At 62.4% G+C, this 15,974-nt stretch carries 12 protein-coding genes and 1 pseudogene; 5 read left to right on the plus strand and 8 right to left on the minus strand.

Annotated elements, in window-relative coordinates; genetic code table 11:
- From BI292_RS21035 to BI292_RS21045, 3 genes are all read right to left on the minus strand, one after another.
- A partial coding sequence (locus BI292_RS21035; RefSeq protein ID WP_101209034.1) for a collagen-like triple helix repeat-containing protein occupies positions 1-1,610 on the minus strand: 1,610 nt, incomplete at its 3' end.
- Between the two features lie 344 nt (positions 1,611-1,954).
- Positions 1,955-2,809, minus strand: coding sequence for a MaoC/PaaZ C-terminal domain-containing protein (locus BI292_RS21040; protein ID WP_101209035.1), 855 nt, complete (start codon positions 2,807-2,809; stop codon positions 1,955-1,957).
- 2 nt (positions 2,810-2,811) lie between these two features.
- The gene (locus BI292_RS21045) at positions 2,812-4,164 is read right to left on the minus strand and encodes a 3-oxoacyl-ACP reductase (protein ID WP_092273801.1); all 1,353 of its coding nucleotides are present in this window, start codon (positions 4,162-4,164) and stop codon (positions 2,812-2,814) included.
- Between the two features lie 281 nt (positions 4,165-4,445).
- Here BI292_RS21045 and BI292_RS21050 point away from each other — a divergent pair, with 281 nt between their 5' ends.
- Together BI292_RS21050 and BI292_RS21055 are read left to right on the plus strand one after the other, a co-directional pair.
- On the plus strand, positions 4,446-5,723 hold the full coding sequence (locus BI292_RS21050) for an acetyl-CoA C-acetyltransferase (protein WP_101209036.1): 1,278 nt from the start codon (positions 4,446-4,448) through the stop codon (positions 5,721-5,723).
- A gap of 372 nt (positions 5,724-6,095) precedes the next feature.
- Positions 6,096-6,887: a helix-turn-helix domain-containing protein gene (locus tag BI292_RS21055; protein WP_101209037.1), complete on the plus strand. Its 792-nt coding sequence runs from the start codon at positions 6,096-6,098 to the stop codon at positions 6,885-6,887.
- A gap of 89 nt (positions 6,888-6,976) precedes the next feature.
- On the opposite strand, the gene BI292_RS29525 is transcribed toward BI292_RS21055, so the two are convergent.
- Both BI292_RS29525 and BI292_RS29530 read right to left on the minus strand, forming a co-directional pair.
- Complete coding sequence (locus BI292_RS29525; protein WP_371918745.1) at positions 6,977-7,744, minus strand: methyl-accepting chemotaxis protein; 768 nt, start codon at positions 7,742-7,744, stop codon at positions 6,977-6,979.
- Between the two features lie 90 nt (positions 7,745-7,834).
- A pseudogene (locus BI292_RS29530) lies at positions 7,835-9,229 on the minus strand (cache domain-containing protein); the annotation flags it as partial.
- A gap of 166 nt (positions 9,230-9,395) precedes the next feature.
- On the opposite strand from BI292_RS29530, the gene BI292_RS21065 reads away from it, so the two are divergent.
- On the plus strand, positions 9,396-10,289 hold the full coding sequence (locus BI292_RS21065; RefSeq protein ID WP_092273789.1) for a PA4780 family RIO1-like protein kinase: 894 nt from the start codon (positions 9,396-9,398) through the stop codon (positions 10,287-10,289).
- Between the two features lie 509 nt (positions 10,290-10,798).
- Positions 10,799-12,013: an MFS transporter gene (locus tag BI292_RS21070; protein WP_101209039.1), complete on the plus strand. Its 1,215-nt coding sequence runs from the start codon at positions 10,799-10,801 to the stop codon at positions 12,011-12,013.
- Here the strand turns inward: BI292_RS21070 and cueR are convergent.
- The 3 genes from cueR to BI292_RS21085 all read right to left on the minus strand — a co-directional run bounded on the left by cueR (position 11,967) and on the right by BI292_RS21085 (position 15,449).
- On the minus strand, positions 11,967-12,380 hold the full coding sequence (gene cueR, locus BI292_RS21075; RefSeq protein ID WP_090175934.1) for a Cu(I)-responsive transcriptional regulator: 414 nt from the start codon (positions 12,378-12,380) through the stop codon (positions 11,967-11,969). The two genes, BI292_RS21070 and cueR, sit on opposite strands and share 47 nt — an antisense overlap.
- On the minus strand, positions 12,380-14,770 hold the full coding sequence (locus tag BI292_RS21080) for a heavy metal translocating P-type ATPase (RefSeq protein ID WP_101209040.1): 2,391 nt from the start codon (positions 14,768-14,770) through the stop codon (positions 12,380-12,382). The genes cueR and BI292_RS21080 overlap by 1 nt, the downstream gene beginning before the upstream one ends.
- 295 nt (positions 14,771-15,065) lie before the next feature.
- The gene (locus BI292_RS21085) at positions 15,066-15,449 is read right to left on the minus strand and encodes a hypothetical protein (RefSeq protein WP_092273776.1); all 384 of its coding nucleotides are present in this window, start codon (positions 15,447-15,449) and stop codon (positions 15,066-15,068) included.
- A 160-nt stretch (positions 15,450-15,609) separates the two neighbouring features.
- Here BI292_RS21085 and BI292_RS21090 point away from each other — a divergent pair, with 160 nt between their 5' ends.
- On the plus strand, positions 15,610-15,807 hold the full coding sequence (locus tag BI292_RS21090) for a cation transporter (protein ID WP_092273773.1): 198 nt from the start codon (positions 15,610-15,612) through the stop codon (positions 15,805-15,807).
- The last annotated feature ends 167 nt before the right edge of the window (positions 15,808-15,974 follow it).

Here is a 15,974-nt window from a genome sequence, read left to right on the forward strand (position 1 = left end):
GTGTTGCCCACCGCCGCAACCACCGGGCTCGGCGCCGCTGCCGCAACGTTGCTGCCGACACTGCTGACCGCGCCGCCCACCTGCGTCAGCAAGCCATTGACCGGAGCGCCGAGGCCGGTGGCCGCGCCGACTTGTTGAGTCACCGCAGTGACGCCGCTGGTGACCGGGTTGAGTGCCGCGCCTACCGTGCCGCCGACGCTGGCGAGTGCAGCGGTCGGCGCCAGGTCTGGCGCACTTGAGCCACCCAGTGCGCCGCCAATCGATGCCACCGCGCCGCCGACTGCGCCGAGGTTGACGCCACCTGCGCTGACCACCGCATTGGTATTGCCGGCGTCCAGACCCGCGCCGACGTTCGCCACTGCACCGCCGACGGTTTGCAGCAGCCCCGAGTTGCCGAGGCCGCCGGGGCCAGTGCTCGCCACCAGGCCACCGGCCGTTCCGGCGGTGGTCGCGACGTTGGTCAACGCTGTGCCCGCGAGATTGGTCACTGGGTTGCCGTTGCCGGCCGCAGTCACTTTGCCGCCCAAATCAGCCACTGCCGTGCTGACGTTGCTGACCAGCGTGTTCACCGGATTACCCAGGCCGGTAGCGCTGCCGACTTTGCTGACCAGTCCTTCGGTCAGTGTCACGACGGGCACCAGCACTTTGTTGCCGACGCCGTTGGACAGGGTGCCCAGCGGACCGGTGCTGGTGGCGACGTTCAAGGTATCGCCGAGCATGCTGACTTTTTCGCCGACGCCGCCGAGCACTGGCGTGACTTTGCTGACGACACCGCCGACCAGTGGAATCGCGCTGGTGGCCGTGGCCAGTTTGCCGCTGATGTCGGTGACGCCGTTGCCGGCATCGGACACCACGTTGCCGACGATGGCGGTGGTTTTGGTCATGGCCATAGGATCTTTGCCGAGTTGGCCGAGGCCGGTGTCGAGCCCGCCACCGATGCTGTTGACGACATTGCCGGTGGTAGTGAGGGCGCTTTGCACCACGCCGCCGACCACGGGCAGGTTTGCGGTTGAATCACCAATGCCGGTGACGCCATCGCCCACGCCGCTAATGGTTTTACCGAGGTCGGAGACGACGGTGCTGGTGACCAACGTCGGGACGGTTGTGCCGCCGTCAGTTCCGCCAGGGCCATCGGTGCCGCCAGTGCCGCCGGTTCCGCCAGTGCCGCCAGTGCTACCGGTTCCGCCGGTTCCGCCGGTATTACCAGTGCCGCCAGTTCCTCCAGTTCCGGCAGTGCCGTCCGTTCCACCGCCAGTTCCGCCAGTGCCGCCGGTACCACCCGTGCCATCCGTGCCACCGCCAGTGCCGCCCGTGCCACCTGTTCCAGCGGTGCCGTCCGTTCCACCGCCAGTTCCGCCAGTTCCGCCAGTCCCATCGGTCCCGCCAGTTCCCGCCGTCCCGTCAGTTCCGCCCGCCGCGCCACCGGTGCCGCCGGTGCCGTCAGTTGCACCGCTACCGGCGCCGCTGCCACCGGCGGTATCCGTCGCGCCAGCTGAGGAACTGCCGGACGTGCTGCGATGACCGCCACCGCCGCTGCTGCAACCGGTCAGGCCGAGAGAAAGGATCAATGCCACTGCTATTGCCGATTTGCACCACACTTGAGTTTTCATGAGAGTGATTCCTTGCACCTGAAACAACGTTCGCTGTCTTCGATGGCTGGCCGGTTCTGTCGCCGGCAATACCTTCGTCCGTTGCCTGTATCTCAATCCCGGCGGTGCTTCGTGGCCATTCTCAAGTTGGTATTAAGCCTTTCATGTAGCGCAGGCGAATGCGCCCTAAGGACTAATACCTAGGGCGTAAATCGGCGGATTGGTTTCAGTGAAAGTCGTTGCAAATCAACGAGCGGAGTTTTCTACAGGGCAGGGCGAGGGAGGGGAGAAAACCTTGGATATAGTCGCAATTACAGGGGGGCCGTGATCGTTCCCATGCGCGTGGGAACGATCTTTAACGATCATCAGGTCAGCGGTTGCCAGTGGCCAAGCATGTGCTCCAAGTCCCCGGCGCCCACCAGACGCAAATCGCCACTCGACGCCGCCGCACTCGCCAGCAACGTCACCTCGCTGGGCAACCGCACCGGTTTGTGAAACTGCACGGCGATTTCGACGTTCGCCGTCGGCAGCTGCTCGGCCAGCGCCGCCAGCGTGCGCGCCTTGTTCCACAAGCCATGGGCAATCGCCGTGGGAAAGCCGAACAGCTTGGCACTCGCGGCGCTGAGGTGGATCGGGTTGTAATCCCCCGAGACCTTGGCGTACTGCCGACCAATGTCTGCCGGCGCCTTCCAGTGCGCCACTTCAATCAGCTCCAGCGTCGCGGCCACTTCATCCTCGACCGGCTCGCCCTCAAGCTTGACCCCGCGACACAACATCCGGCTTTCAGCCTCCCACAACGTGCCCAACTGATCGTCCAGCGTGGTGATCAGATCGAACGTCGCACCTTTGGCGTGCGCTTGCAGGTTCTGCACCTGAACGCTGACCCGCGCACGGCTCACCGCGCCCATCGGTCGCAACACCCGAATCCGATTGCTCAGGTGTATCAGCCCCAACAACGGGAACGGAAACTCCTTGGCCGTGAGCAATTGCATCTGCAAGGCAAACGCCAGAATGTGCGGATAGGTCGGCGGCAGCAGCCCGTCGTCGGCGAAACCGCAGACTTTGCGATAGGCCGTCAGGCTTTGTGGATCAACGTCGACCCAGCAGCGCAAACCCTTGTCGGGCAAAGTGGTGCCGGTGATTTTTCGTCGGGTCGCCGCGTGCACATACAGCGCGGACAGGCTCGGTTCGCGGTCGAGAGTTTGCCAGTCGATCGTCATCGCTACGCTCCCAAAACACTTTGTCCACAAACCCGCAGCGCCTGCCCGGTAAACGCGCCGGTGCCCGGTTGCGCGAGCCACGCCACAGCTTCGGCGACGTCTTGCGGCAAACCGCCCTGGCCCAGCGAACTCATGCGACGCCCGGCTTCGCGCAGGGCGAACGGAATGTGCGCGGTCATCTGGGTTTCGATAAACCCCGGCGCCACGGCGTTGATGCTGATCCCGCGTTCGTGCAGCAACGGCGCCCAGGACTCGGCCAAACCGATCAATCCGGCCTTGCTCGCGGCGTAATTGGTTTGCCCGCGATTGCCGGCAATGCCGCTGATCGAGGCGAGCAGAATCACCCGGCCGTTATCGCGCAAGGTCCCGGCGTCGAGCAGCGCTTTGGTCAGCACTTGCGGCGCATTGAGGTTGACCGCGAGCACCGCATCCCAGAATTCCGGGGTCATGTTGGCCAGGGTTTTGTCGCGGGTGATGCCGGCGTTGTGCACGACGATATCGATGCCGTCCGGCAGGTGCTCGATCAACTGCGCGGCGGCGTCGTCGGCGCAAATATCCAGGGTGACGCTGCGCCCGCCGAGGCGTGCGGCGAGCGCTTCGAGGTCGGCTTTGGCCTGCGGCACATCCAGCAGAATCACCTCGGCGCCATCGCGGGCGAGGGTTTCGGCGATGGACGCGCCGATCCCGCGTGCGGCACCAGTGACCAGCGCTTTGCGCCCGGACAATGGCCGCGTCCAGTCTTCAACCGGCGTCGCGCACGCGCTCAGGCGAATCACCTGACCGGAAACAAACGCACTTTTCGGTGAAAGGAAAAACCTCAGCGGGCCTTCCAGTTGATCCTCGGCGCCGTCGCCAACGTAGATCAACTGCAACGTGCCGCCGCCGCGCAATTCCTTGGCCAGCGAACGGCTGAAACCTTCCAGTGCGCGCTGGGCGCTGGCGGCAAACGGGTCGCTGAGGTGTTGCGGATCACGTCCGAGAATCACCAGATGCGCGCTGTGATCGAGGTTTTTCATCAGCGGCTGGAAAAATTCGCGCAGTTGCTTGAGGTGTTCGGTTTGCAGCAGTTGGCTGGCATCAAACACCACGGCTTTGATTTTCGGGCCGTGGCCGGGAATCCACGCGGTGGCCAGGGACGGCTCGGTGCCGTAGCTGTAAATCGCGTCGGTCAGGCGGTTGGCGAAGGCGCCGACTTTTTCCGCCAGCGGTCCGCCGCCAAGCAGCAGTGCGCCCTCGACGGGCCGCAGGCGCCCGGCTTGCCAGCGCTCCAGTCGAACCGGCGACGGCAAGCCGAGGGCCCCGACCAAACGATGGCCGACGGACGAATTGGCGAAGTCGATATAACGGTCTGACATGGAACGCTCTCCGATAGCTGGGGTTCAAAGTGTGGACCATGAATGGCGATCAGTCGTTCGATCCACGAGATAAGGCCTACGCTTGATCACCAATGATTGATGTGTAGCAGGCCTTTCGGCGACATGCGGACCTTGTGGGAGCTGAGCTTGCTCGCGATGCAATGCAATGTGTCAGTCAGCGCAATTTTGTCTGGCAGACCGCCATCGCGAGCAAGCTCGGCTCCCACAAGGGTTTGGTCACAGGGTTTGGTTAATTTTCGGATTTTCACAAGGAGCTTTTCATGACTCAGCTGCGCCGCGTCGCGATTATTGGCGGTAACCGGATTCCTTTCGCCCGCTCCAACGGGCCCTACGCCACCGCCAGTAACCAGGCGATGCTCACCGCAGCGCTCGAAGGTTTGATCGAACGCTACAACCTGCATGGCCTACGCATTGGCGAAGTGGCGGCGGGGGCGGTGCTCAAGCATTCCCGTGACTTCAACCTGACCCGCGAGTGCGTGCTCGGCTCGCGGCTGTCGCCGACCACCCCGGCCTACGACATCCAGCAAGCCTGCGGCACCGGGCTGGAAGCGGCGTTGCTGGTGGCGAATAAAATCGCCCTCGGGCAGATCGATTGCGCAATTGCCGGCGGCGTCGACACCACGTCCGACGCGCCGATCGGCATCAACGAAGGCCTGCGACGGATTCTCCTGCAGGCCAATCGCGCGAAAACCACGGGCGACAAACTCAAGACTTTCCTGCAATTGCGCCCCGGCCATTTGATCCCCGAATTCCCGCGCAACGGCGAGCCGCGCACCGGGCTGTCGATGGGCGAGCATTGCGAGTTGATGGCGCAGACCTGGAATATCCCGCGCGACGAGCAGGATCAACTGGCGCTGGAAAGCCATCAGAAACTCGCCGCGTCCTATGCCGAAGGCTGGCACAACGATTTGATCACGCCGTTTCTCGGCCTCACACGCGACAACAACCTACGCCCGGACCTGACGCTGGAGAAGCTCGCTGCGCTGAAACCGGCGTTCGAGAAAAGTGCCAAAGGCACGATGACGGCGGGCAACTCGACGCCGCTCACCGATGGCGCCTCGCTGGTGTTGTTGGGCAGTGAGGAATGGGCGAAGGAACGCGGCTTGCCGATCCTCGCGTATCTGCGCGACGGCGAGGCGGCGGCGGTGGATTTTGTCAACGGCGCCGAAGGCCTGTTGATGGCGCCGGTGTATGCGGTGCCGCGCTTGCTGGCGCGCAACGGCCTGACATTGCAGGACTTCGATTACTACGAAATCCATGAAGCCTTCGCCGCTCAGGTGCTGTGCACGTTGAAGGCCTGGGAAGACCCGCAATATTGCAAAACCCGCCTCGGCCTCGACGCGCCGCTGGGCTCGATCGACCGCAGCCGCCTCAACGTCAAAGGCAGTTCGCTGGCCGCCGGGCATCCATTCGCGGCAACGGGCGGGCGCATCGTCGCCAACCTGGCGAAGCTGCTCGACGCGGCGGGCAAGGGCCGTGGCTTGATTTCGATCTGCGCGGCCGGCGGCCAAGGCGTCACCGCGATCATCGAGCGCTAAGCCTCAGCTCATGAATCGGCTGGATTAGTGGAGAACCTGTGGCGAAGGGGCTTGCCCCCGTTGGGTCGCGCAGCGGCCCCAAAACCTTAAACCACGATGTGTCAGGTACACCGCGTGGAATGGTTTTGCGACTGCTGCGCAGCCGAACGGGGGCAAGCCCCCTCGCCACACAAGCCTTCATGAAAGCCCGCTCACCCCACAAGCCCTCATACAAGCCCGCTCGCCACACAAGCCTCCTTATCAGAAGCTCCCTTGCTGCCATGTTCTCTATGCCCGAGATAATTTCCCAGCCAACGGAATTGTGTTTGTCAGCCAGGGTTGAGTTGGCCTAAGGTCGGCGTTATCTGCCGTCCTGCGACATAAGGCCTGCCAATGACGTCCAACGGACAAATCTCCCTCGAACGCTCGATCCCGGCAATCACAGTGTTGCCGCGACCATTATTCGCGCGGGTCGAAAGCCTGAATGCCGGTTCATGGACGCCGCCGCATCGCCACGATTGGGTGCAATTTTCTTACGCCATCAGTGGCGTGCTCGGCGTGCACACCGCCGAGGGCAGTTTTTTCGCGCCGCCACAGTGGGGCATTTGGATTCCGGCGGATCTGGAGCATCAAGTCGTCACCTCGATGCGCGCCGAAATGCGCAGCCTGTATGTGCGCCGCGAAGATTGCGCGTGGGCCGACGGGCGTTGTCGGGTGCTTGAAGTGACGCCGCTGGCCCGCGAGCTGATCAAGAGCTTTTGCCAGTTGCCGGCGGAGTATCCGCAGGGCGACAGCCAGGAAGCGCGGCTGGTCAATGTGCTGCTGGATCAATTGGCGAATTTGCCTGAAGTGGCGTTTTCCCTGCCGTTGCCCCGGCATGAACGGCTGCTGGGGTTGTGCAACGAACTGATTGAAAATCCCGATCAGCAGGTGACGTTGCAGGCGTGGGCGGGGCGTATGGGCACGTCGGAGAAAACCCTGATGCGCCTGTTCCAGCGTGAAACCGGTTTGAGTTTTCGTGGTTGGCGCCAGCGTATGCGGCTGTTGTCCTCGCTGAGTTTGCTGGAGGAGGGCGACAGCGTGACCAACGCCGCGCTGGCGTGCGGGTACGACTCGACGTCAGCGTTTATTGCGGCGTTTCGCGGATTGTTCGGGTTTACCCCAGGGGAATTGTTTCGCCAGTGAGGCAGCCTTCGCGGGCAAGCCTCGTTCCTGCTGGGTTTGCGGTGATCGTTCCCACGCGGAGCATGGGAACGATCAAGCGCTGTTTGTTTTCAGGTCCGGAACCGTCGAACCAACCCATCCAGCTCGCTCGACAACCCGGCCAGACTCTGCGAATCCAGGCGCGCCGAGTTCGCCAGTTCCGCGACCAATTGCGCATCGCCATGAATCTGGCTGATGTGCCGGTTGATGTCCTCTGCGACTTGATGCTGCTCTTCCGCCGCCGTCGCAATCTGCGTGTTCATGTCGCGAATCACATCCACCGACTCACGAATCAGCCCGAAGCTGCTGCGCGCCTCACCGATCCGCGTCACCGATTGTTGCGACACTTGCAGACTCGCGTGCATTTGCTGCGTCACCTGGCTGGTGCGCTTGGCCAGGTTGCCGAGCAAACCGTCGATTTCCGCTGTCGAGTCCGCAGTACGTTTCGCCAATGCGCGCACTTCATCCGCGACCACCGCAAACCCGCGGCCCTGTTCACCGGCGCGGGCCGCTTCGATCGCGGCATTCAGCGCCAGCAAGTTAGTCTGTTCGGCAATCGAGCGAATGGTCCCCAGAATCGACTGAATGTCATTGCTGTCGCGTTCCAGTTGCTGCATCGACTGCGCCGACGATTCGATTTCCTGACTCAGACGATCAACGCTGCTCACCGCCGCATCAATTTGTTGCTGACCTTCACGCGCCTGGCGCTGACCGCTGTCGGCCGACTCGGCAGCCTGGCTGCACGAACGCGCGACTTCGTTGGCGGTGGCAACCATTTCGTGGAACGCCGTGGACACCATGTCCACCGCTTCACGCTGACGCCCGGCCGCTTCGGCCATGTCGCTGGAAACCTGGGTCGAGCTCTGCGACGTGGCGAGAATCCTGTTCGCCGCGCCGCCGATGCTTTGGATCAGGTTACGAATCGCCGAGAGGAACTGGTTGAACCAGTTGGCCAGTTGCGCGGTTTCGTCGCTGCCACGGATTTCGAGGTTTTTGGTCAAGTCGCCTTCGCCCTGGGCGATGCCTTCCAGACCGCTGGCGACGCTGCGGATCGGCCGCACGATGAGGCTGGCGAAACTGGCGCCGACAATCGCGAAAAACACCGCCAGCACCGCCGCGATGATCGCGATCAGCCAAGTCAGTTGCGTGGCCGAACTCATCACGTCGTTCTGCTTGATCAGGCCGATAAAGGTCCAGCCCAGTTGCTCCGACGGCCAGACGTTGGCCATGTAGCGCTCGCCGTTGAGCTCGACTTCCACCAGACCTTTGCCGGCCTTGGCCAGTTGCGCATAACCTTCGCCGAGGCTGCCGAGTGCCTTGAAGTTGTGCTCCGGCATCTTCGGATCGACCAGAATGGTCCCGTTGTTTTCCAGCAACATCAGGTAACCGGTTTCGCCGAGTTTGATCTGTTTGACGATTTCCGTGAGCTGCTTGAGCGTCACGTCGATGCTGACCACGCCGCCGTTGTTGCCCAGTTTGTTGTCGATGGTGCGCACGGTGCTGACGTAAGTCGCGTCGTCCTGCGCCCAGTAATACGCTTCGGTACGAAACGGTTTGCCCGGTTTCGCTTGTGCGGCTTTGTACCAGGGACGCTGGCGCGGGTCGTAATTGTTGAGTTTGGCGTCGTCCGGCCACGACACATAGCCGCCGGCGGCTGTGCCGACGATTGCGTAGGCGTAGGACGGATGGCTGTTGCCCAGATCCTGCAAGACCGCGAAGACGTTTTTGTCCATCTCGCCTTGCGCAATGCTCTCGGCATTGGCCGCCATGTAGGTCTTGAGGCTGTCGTCGGTGTTTTTGATCAGCGGTTGCGACGCCAGGTAATCGACGTTCTGGCTGATGCCGTCGAAAAACAATTGCATCGCATTGCTGACCTGACGAATCTCACGGCCGCTGCTGTCGACAAAATTGTCCTTGGCATCGCTGCGCAAGTTCATCACCACGAGGGTGGCGACCAGCACCACGGGCAAGCAGGCGATGACAGCAAACGCCCAGGTCAACTTCTGTTTAATGTTCATCCGCGCTCCAGATTTTCTTGTAGGCCCACGCAGTGCAGATGACTCGCGGATTATTGGCAGGCGAAAACGGTGTTGCTCGAAACCTTGGCTTCGACTCGGATCCCTGAGCGCGGCATGGTCTTTTTTTGTCGGAGACGATTGTCGGAAAAATCCTTTTCTCACTGAGGATTTCGGCTGCAATCGCCGTAAATTAAGCGCTCTGGCGAAAAAACCTACGAACGGCGAGGACGAAGATGTCAGCCTCTGTCGCCAATGCCTGCACATCCCTGCGCCAACAAATGGCGGCGTGTCGGCTATGATCTGCATCGGTCGTAATCGGCGCAGGGTTTGTCGGATAAAACCGGCACATTGTGTGCTTCAGATTGTTGTTGGGAACGTTCATAGGTCGGCAACCCCTCCCCGAGGCGCGAGGATTGCCGTATAACGAATGACTTTCGCGTGTTTGGTAATAAAGGACCCACAATAAAAGCTGATGAAGACTCCAAAACGCATTGAACCCCTGATCGAGGACGGTCTGGTCGACGAGGTGCTGCGCCCACTCATGAGTGGTAAAGAAGCAGCTGTTTATGTGGTGCGCTGCGGTAACGAGCTACGCTGCGCGAAGGTCTACAAGGAGGCGAATAAACGTAGTTTCCGCCAGGCGGCCGAGTACCAGGAAGGCCGCAAGGTGCGCAACAGCCGACAGGCGCGTGCGATGGCCAAGGGCTCCAAGTTCGGCAAGAAAGAAACCGAGGACGCCTGGCAGAACGCCGAAGTGGCGGCCCTGTTTCGTCTGGCCGGTGCCGGTGTGCGAGTGCCCAAGCCGTATGACTTCCTTGAAGGCGTACTGCTGATGGAACTGGTCGCCGACGAATATGGCGATGCCGCGCCGCGTCTGAACGACGTTGTGCTGGAACCGGATCAGGCCCGCGAATATCACGCGTTCCTGATTACCCAGATCGTGCTGATGTTGTGTACCGGTCTGGTGCACGGTGACCTGTCGGAGTTCAACGTGCTGTTGACCCCGACCGGCCCGGTGATCATCGACCTGCCGCAAGCGGTGGATGCGGCGGGCAACAACCACGCGTTCACCATGCTCGAACGGGACGTCGGCAACATGGCTTCGTACTTCGGACGGTTTGCCCCGGAGTTGAAGAAGACCAAGTACGCCAAGGAAATGTGGGCGCTGTATGAAGCCGGCACCTTGCACCCGGCGAGCATCCTGACGGGTGAGTTCGACGAGCCGGAAGAACTGGCGGACGTCGGCGGCGTGATTCGCGAAATCGAGGCTGCACGCCTCGACGAAGAGCGTAAGCAAGCGGTACGCGCAGCTGACGACGCGCCACCGAGCAAAACCGAAGAACCGCCGCCACCCTGGATGCAGTGATCGGTTAAACAAAAACCCGGCTCCGGCCGGGTTTTTTGTCGGCGCCCCAAAATCCCATGCACCGAAGATCCCCTTTAGGAGCGAGCTTGCTCGCGATAGCGGTGGGTCAGTTGATGAGATTTTGGATGTGCGGACGCTATCGCGAGCAGGCTCACTCCCACAGTGGATCAGGGTGAATGCAGGACTGTCGCCCACCGCCAAACCCCTGTAGGAGTGAGCCTGCTCGCGATGCGGTGGGTCAGTTGATGAGATGTTGGATGTGCCGACGCTATCGCGAGCAGGCTCACTCCCACAGTTGATGTGGGTGAATGCAGGAATGTCGTCCACCGCAGGACCCCTGTGGGAGCGAGCTTGCTCGCGATAGCGGTGGCTCAGTGGATGAGATATGGGATGTGCCGACGCTTTCGCGAGCAGGCTCGCACCCACAGTGGATGGCAGGTGTTCCCAGCAATGCTGTCCTCGCACATACTGATGCCCCTCGAAATACCCCCCACACTCAAGGACTGAATGTGAATTCCAGCCGCAACACCCACCTCATCATCACTGCCCGGCTGATTTCCGATTTCGGCGCGTTCCTCAACATGGTTGCCTTGGCGACTTACGTCTATGTGCTGAGCAACAGTGCGATCAGCGTGGCGATTTTCCTCGCCAGCCGCGTTGCCGGCGGCATCCTTGCCAGTCTGATCGGCACACCGTTCTACCGCCGGGTTTCCGGGCGTCTGCCGCTGATTGCCTTTGATTTGCTGCGCGCCAGTGTCCTCGGCCTGCTGCTGATCCTGCCCGTCTCGCAGCAAGCCCTTATGCTGCCAGTGATCGCGTTTGGCCTGGGCCTGGGCAATTCGATGTTCGCCATCGGCCTCAACAGCCAACTGCCAAACCTGATCGACAGCCAACATCTGCTCAAAGCCAATGCCTGGATCACTTCAGCGGCGTCAATTGCGATGGTCGCGGGCAGCCTGGTGGCGGGGTTGGTGGTGGCCGCGTTTGGCTTTGAAGCAGTGTTCGCGCTCAACGCCATCACCTATTTGCTGGCCGCACTGTTGATCGTGCCGCTACGTTTTCGCCCCGCCGCGGCGCCAGTCAAACCGGCCAATCAACGCGGCGAGTGGTCGGCGCTGCGCCAAGGTTTGCGCTCGGCGCCGGTGCTGGCGGCAATGCTTGCGGTGTCGATGGCCGACACCCTCGGCAGCGCCGCGCACAACGTCGGGTTTCCGATTATTTCCAAACTGCTGACCCCCGAATCGGCCAGCACCACGCTGGGGTTGATGCTCGCGGTCTGGGCCAGCGGCAAGCTGATTGGCGCGCGGATCGCCAGTCGCATGAAAGGCTCGGACAACATCCACCTGCAACGGCGCTTTTTTTACGGCGTGCTGCTGATGTCCTGCGGTTTCATCATGATGTTCCAGCAGCAGACGCTGTACGGCTTGCTGCTGTTTTCGTTACCGGCGGGGCTCGGCGATGGCTTTTCCGAAGTCGGCCTGATGTCGCGTCTGCAACGCGAACCGGATCACCTGCGCCTGCCGATTTTCAGTTTCCTGACCCTGCTGCAAATGACCGGGCTCGGCATCGGCATGCTGATCGCCGCGCCGTTTTACGCGTGGTGGACGCCCGGCGCGGTGGTGCTGTTGTTCCACGGCATTCCGCTGGGCACCTTGCTGCTGGTCAAGGTGTTGTCCCTCAGGCGCGCGCAGGTTCGGCGCAGCAGCCCGACGCCAGTTCCTTGAGGATCGGGCAGTCCGGGCGGTGGTCGCCCTGACAGTGTTCGACCAAGTCTTGCAAGGTGTCGCGCAACTGGCCAAGTTCGCGGATCTTCTGGTTCAACTCGTCGATGTGCTGACGCGCCAAGGCCTTCACATCGGCGCTGGCGCGTTGGCGGTCCTGCCAGAGGGTCAGCAACTTGCCGACCTCTTCCAGGGAAAACCCCAGATCCCGCGAACGCTTGATAAACGCCAGCGTATGCAAGTCGTCATCGCCGTACACCCGATAGCCGCTGTCGGTGCGATGGGCGGCCTTGAGCAGCCCGATCGACTCGTAATAACGGATCATCTTCGCGCTCAGGCCACTGTGGCGGGCTGCTTGGCCGATGTTCATCAGTTGTCCTCCAGGTCCTTGGGTTTCCAGGTTTTCAACAGTAGCGCATTGCTCACCACGCTGACGCTCGACAGCGCCATCGCCGCGCCCGCCAGCACCGGGTTGAGAAAACCGAATGCCGCCAGCGGAATGCCAATCAGGTTATAGACGAACGCCCAAAACAGATTCTGGCGGATTTTCGCGTAAGTCTTGCGGCTGATCTCCAGCGCCGCCGGCACCAGCCGTGGGTCGCCGCGCATCAGCGTGATACCGGCCGCGTGCATTGCCACGTCGGTGCCGCCGCCCATGGCGATGCCGATGTCTGCGGCGGCGAGCGCCGGGGCATCGTTGATGCCGTCGCCGACCATGGCCACCACGCCGGTTTTCTTCAGTTCGGCGACGGTCGCGGCTTTGTCGGCCGGCAACACTTCGGCGTGCACATCGGTGATGCCCAGCGCCTCGGCGACGACTTTGGCGCTGCCACGGTTATCGCCGGTCAGCAGGTGGCTGCTGATGTGGCGCGCGGTGAGTTGCTGCACCGCTTGCAGCGCGCCGGGTTTGAGCGTGTCGCCGAAAGCGAACAGCCCGAGCACGCGCGGTTCGGGACTTTGCTCGATCAGCCACGACAGCGTCCGACCTTCGGTTTCCCAAGCGCTGGCGGCGTCGGCCATGGGACCTGCACTCAACGTGGTTTCTTCAAGCAGACGCCGATTGCCCAGCGCCAGGCGCCGACCCGCAAGCGTGCCGGCAATGCCGCGGCCGGTCAGCGATTGGCTGTCGCTGACATCGGCGACGTGCAAGTTGCGTTCGGCGCAAGCATCGAGAACTGCCTTGGCCAACGGGTGTTCGCTGCCGCGTTGCAGCGCGCCGGCGATTTGCAGCAGCGCCGCTTCGTCGCCGTCCAGCGCAGTCAAATGCGCAATGCGCGGCGCGCCGGAGGTCAGCGTTCCGGTTTTGTCGAACACCACGGCGCTGACTTCATGGGCGCGTTCCAGCGCTTCGGCGTCCTTGATCAATATGCCGTAGCGCGCCGCGACGCCAGTGCCGGCCATGATTGCGGTCGGCGTGGCCAGACCGAGCGCGCAAGGACAGGCGATCACCAGCACCGCGACCGCGTTGATCAGCGCGGTCTCAATCGGCGCGCCATACAGCCACCAGCCGAGCAAGGTTGCCAGTGCAATCAGCAGCACCGTCGGCACGAACACCTGGCTGACTTTATCCACCAGTTTCTGGATCGGCGCTTTCGCTGCCTGGGCGTCTTCGACCAGGCGAATGATCCGCGCCAGCACGGTTTCCGCGCCGAGCGCCAAGGTCCGTACCAGCAAGCGGCCTTCACCGTTGATCGCGCCGCCGGTAACCTTGTCGCCGGGTTGTTTCGGCACTGGCAGGCTTTCGCCGCTGATCAGCGCTTCGTCGGCGTGGCTCTGGCCTTCGACCACTTCACCGTCGACCGGGAAACGCTCGCCGGGTTTGACCATGACCAGATCGTTGAGGCGCAGGGCGCTGATCGCCACGTCCTGCTCGCGACCGTCGATGACTTGAATCGCGCGTTCCGGGCGTAACGCTTCGAGGGCACGAATGGCGCTGGCAGTCTGGCGTTTGGCGCGGCTTTCGAGGTATTTGCCCAGCAGCACCAGCGCGATTACTACCGCCGATGCTTCGAAATACAGGTGCGGCATGCGCCCGGCGGCGGTCGCCCATTCGTACAGGCTCAAGCCATAACCGGCGCTGGTGCCGAGGGCCACGAGCAAATCCATGTTGCCGGCCCCGGCGCGCACGGCTTTCCATGCCGCGACGTAGAACCGCGCGCCGAAGATAAATTGCACCGGTGTGGCCAGCGCAAATTGCGCCCAGGCCGGCAGCATCCAGTGCATGCCGAACGGTTGCAGGAGCATCGGCAACACCAGCGGCAACGCGAGGGCGATGGCCATGATCAGCACCAGCCGCTCGCGGCGCAGGCGCTGTTGTTGGTCGTCGGTGGCTGGATGGTCGACTTCAAAGAGGCTGGCCGAGTAGCCGGCCTTGGTGACGGCGGCGATGAGGATCTGCGGGTCGATGTGGCCGAGCAGTTCGAGGTGCGCGCGTTCGTTGGCGAGGTTGACGCTGACGCTGCTGACGCCCGGCACTTTGCGCAATGCGCGCTCGACGCGGCCAACGCAGGACGCGCAGGTCATGCCGTCGATGCTTAATTGCAGACTGTGCTGCGGCACGCTGTAACCGGCTTGCTCAACCGCCTTCATCAACGCCGGCAGGCTGTCGCTGGGGGCCTGGATGCGCGCCTGTTCGGTGGCGAGATTGACGCTGACGGCGCTGGCGCCGATGACTTTGCTCAACGCGCGCTCGACACGGCCGGCGCAACTGGCGCAGGTCATGCCGGCAATCGGCAGGTCGAAAGTGGTGGATTCGGACATCGGTCGCGCTCCCTGTAGAAAGTGCCGACAGGATCAACCTTGCCATGCGGGCAAGGTCAAGCGCCGATTTGGCTATCACCAAAATATAACGGCGGGAACGGGCTGGTGTGGCAACGGGCTGGTGTGGCGAGGGCTGTTGTGGCGAGGGGGCTTGCCCCCGTCAGGTCGCGAAGCGGCCCAAAAAACTGCAGCCGCGGTGTATCAGATAGGTCTGGGGGGCTGCTTTACGGCTGCTTCGCAACCGGACGGGGGCAAGCCCCCTCGCCACGGGATCGCGCTGACAGGGGATTCGAGGTCAGTATTCGAGGGCGGCGGGTTTCAGGAACATGCCTTCCAGTGACATGGCGATGCGGTACTTCAGCACGTCGCCGGCCTTCAGCGTGATGATTTGCGAGCCCGGCGCCAACATCCCCGCTTTGCACTCTGGCGTCTGCCCCGGCAGCAGTTTCAGGCGCAAAGACACCGGGCCCGGCGGCAAGTTGAACGAGGTGCTCTGTTCCTGGAACAGCCGCGCCGCCAGTTGGTCCTGGAGGTACACGCCGATTTCGCAGGAGGTCGCCACTTCCAGGCGCTCGCGGGAAATGATCAGGACGCCGTAATCTTCCCCGGCGGCGTTGGCCGAGGGCAGGGCGGCGAAAAGGCTGAGGAAGCCAAACAGGCTGAGAGCTGACCAGCGCATGACTGAATCTCCTGAGGTCGAGTCATTAATGAACGCAGCTTGGCCGAGCACGCCGCCGAATGCCAGCCCGGCAGATGATTGCAGAACTTGACCTTGCCATGGTGGCAGGGTCGAGACTGCCCGCACTGTCAATCAAAAGCCTCACTGAAGGAGTCATCCCATGCAAGTGTTCAACGTTCAAGGCATGTCCTGCGGCCACTGCGTCAAAGCCATCACTCAAGCACTGCAAGCGAAGGATCCGGCGGCCAGCGTTCGGGTTGACCTGGCGGCTAAAGAAGTCGGCGTTGAAAGCGCGTTGACCAGCGACCAGGTCATCGCCGCCATCACCGAAGAAGGCTACGACGCCAAAATCGCCTGACCCCCACCGCTCTGCTTCTGTAGGAGCGGAGCTTGCTCGCGAAGAGGCCGGCACATTCAACATTGATGTCAGCCGGAATATTGCTTTCGCGGGCAAGCCTCGCTCCTACGGGGCTACGGCACTGCGTTTGTTCATCGGTTTTTAATAGTTAGCGACCTATCGGAATG

It is taken from the genome of Pseudomonas sp. 43NM1, assembly GCF_002836905.1.
GTDB classification, from domain to species: domain Bacteria; phylum Pseudomonadota; class Gammaproteobacteria; order Pseudomonadales; family Pseudomonadaceae; genus Aquipseudomonas; species Aquipseudomonas prosekii.

Excerpts from the sequence above, each read along its gene's own strand:
- BI292_RS21080 (WP_101209040.1), bottom strand. The coding sequence starts at position 14,770 with ATGTCCGAATCCACCACTTTCGACCTGCCGATTGCCGGCATGACCTGC.
- BI292_RS21040 (WP_101209035.1), bottom strand. The coding sequence starts at position 2,809 with ATGACGATCGACTGGCAAACTCTCGACCGCGAACCGAGCCTGTCCGCG.
- BI292_RS21045 (WP_092273801.1), bottom strand. The coding sequence starts at position 4,164 with ATGTCAGACCGTTATATCGACTTCGCCAATTCGTCCGTCGGCCATCGT.
- BI292_RS21065 (WP_092273789.1), top strand. The coding sequence starts at position 9,396 with ATGAAGACTCCAAAACGCATTGAACCCCTGATCGAGGACGGTCTGGTC.
- cueR (WP_090175934.1), bottom strand. The coding sequence starts at position 12,380 with ATGAACATCGGCCAAGCAGCCCGCCACAGTGGCCTGAGCGCGAAGATG.
- BI292_RS29525 (WP_371918745.1), bottom strand. The coding sequence starts at position 7,744 with ATGGCCGAAGCGGCCGGGCGTCAGCGTGAAGCGGTGGACATGGTGTCC.
- BI292_RS21050 (WP_101209036.1), top strand. The coding sequence starts at position 4,446 with ATGACTCAGCTGCGCCGCGTCGCGATTATTGGCGGTAACCGGATTCCT.
- BI292_RS21055 (WP_101209037.1), top strand. The coding sequence starts at position 6,096 with ATGACGTCCAACGGACAAATCTCCCTCGAACGCTCGATCCCGGCAATC.
- BI292_RS21090 (WP_092273773.1), top strand. The coding sequence starts at position 15,610 with ATGCAAGTGTTCAACGTTCAAGGCATGTCCTGCGGCCACTGCGTCAAA.
- BI292_RS21085 (WP_092273776.1), bottom strand. The coding sequence starts at position 15,449 with ATGCGCTGGTCAGCTCTCAGCCTGTTTGGCTTCCTCAGCCTTTTCGCC.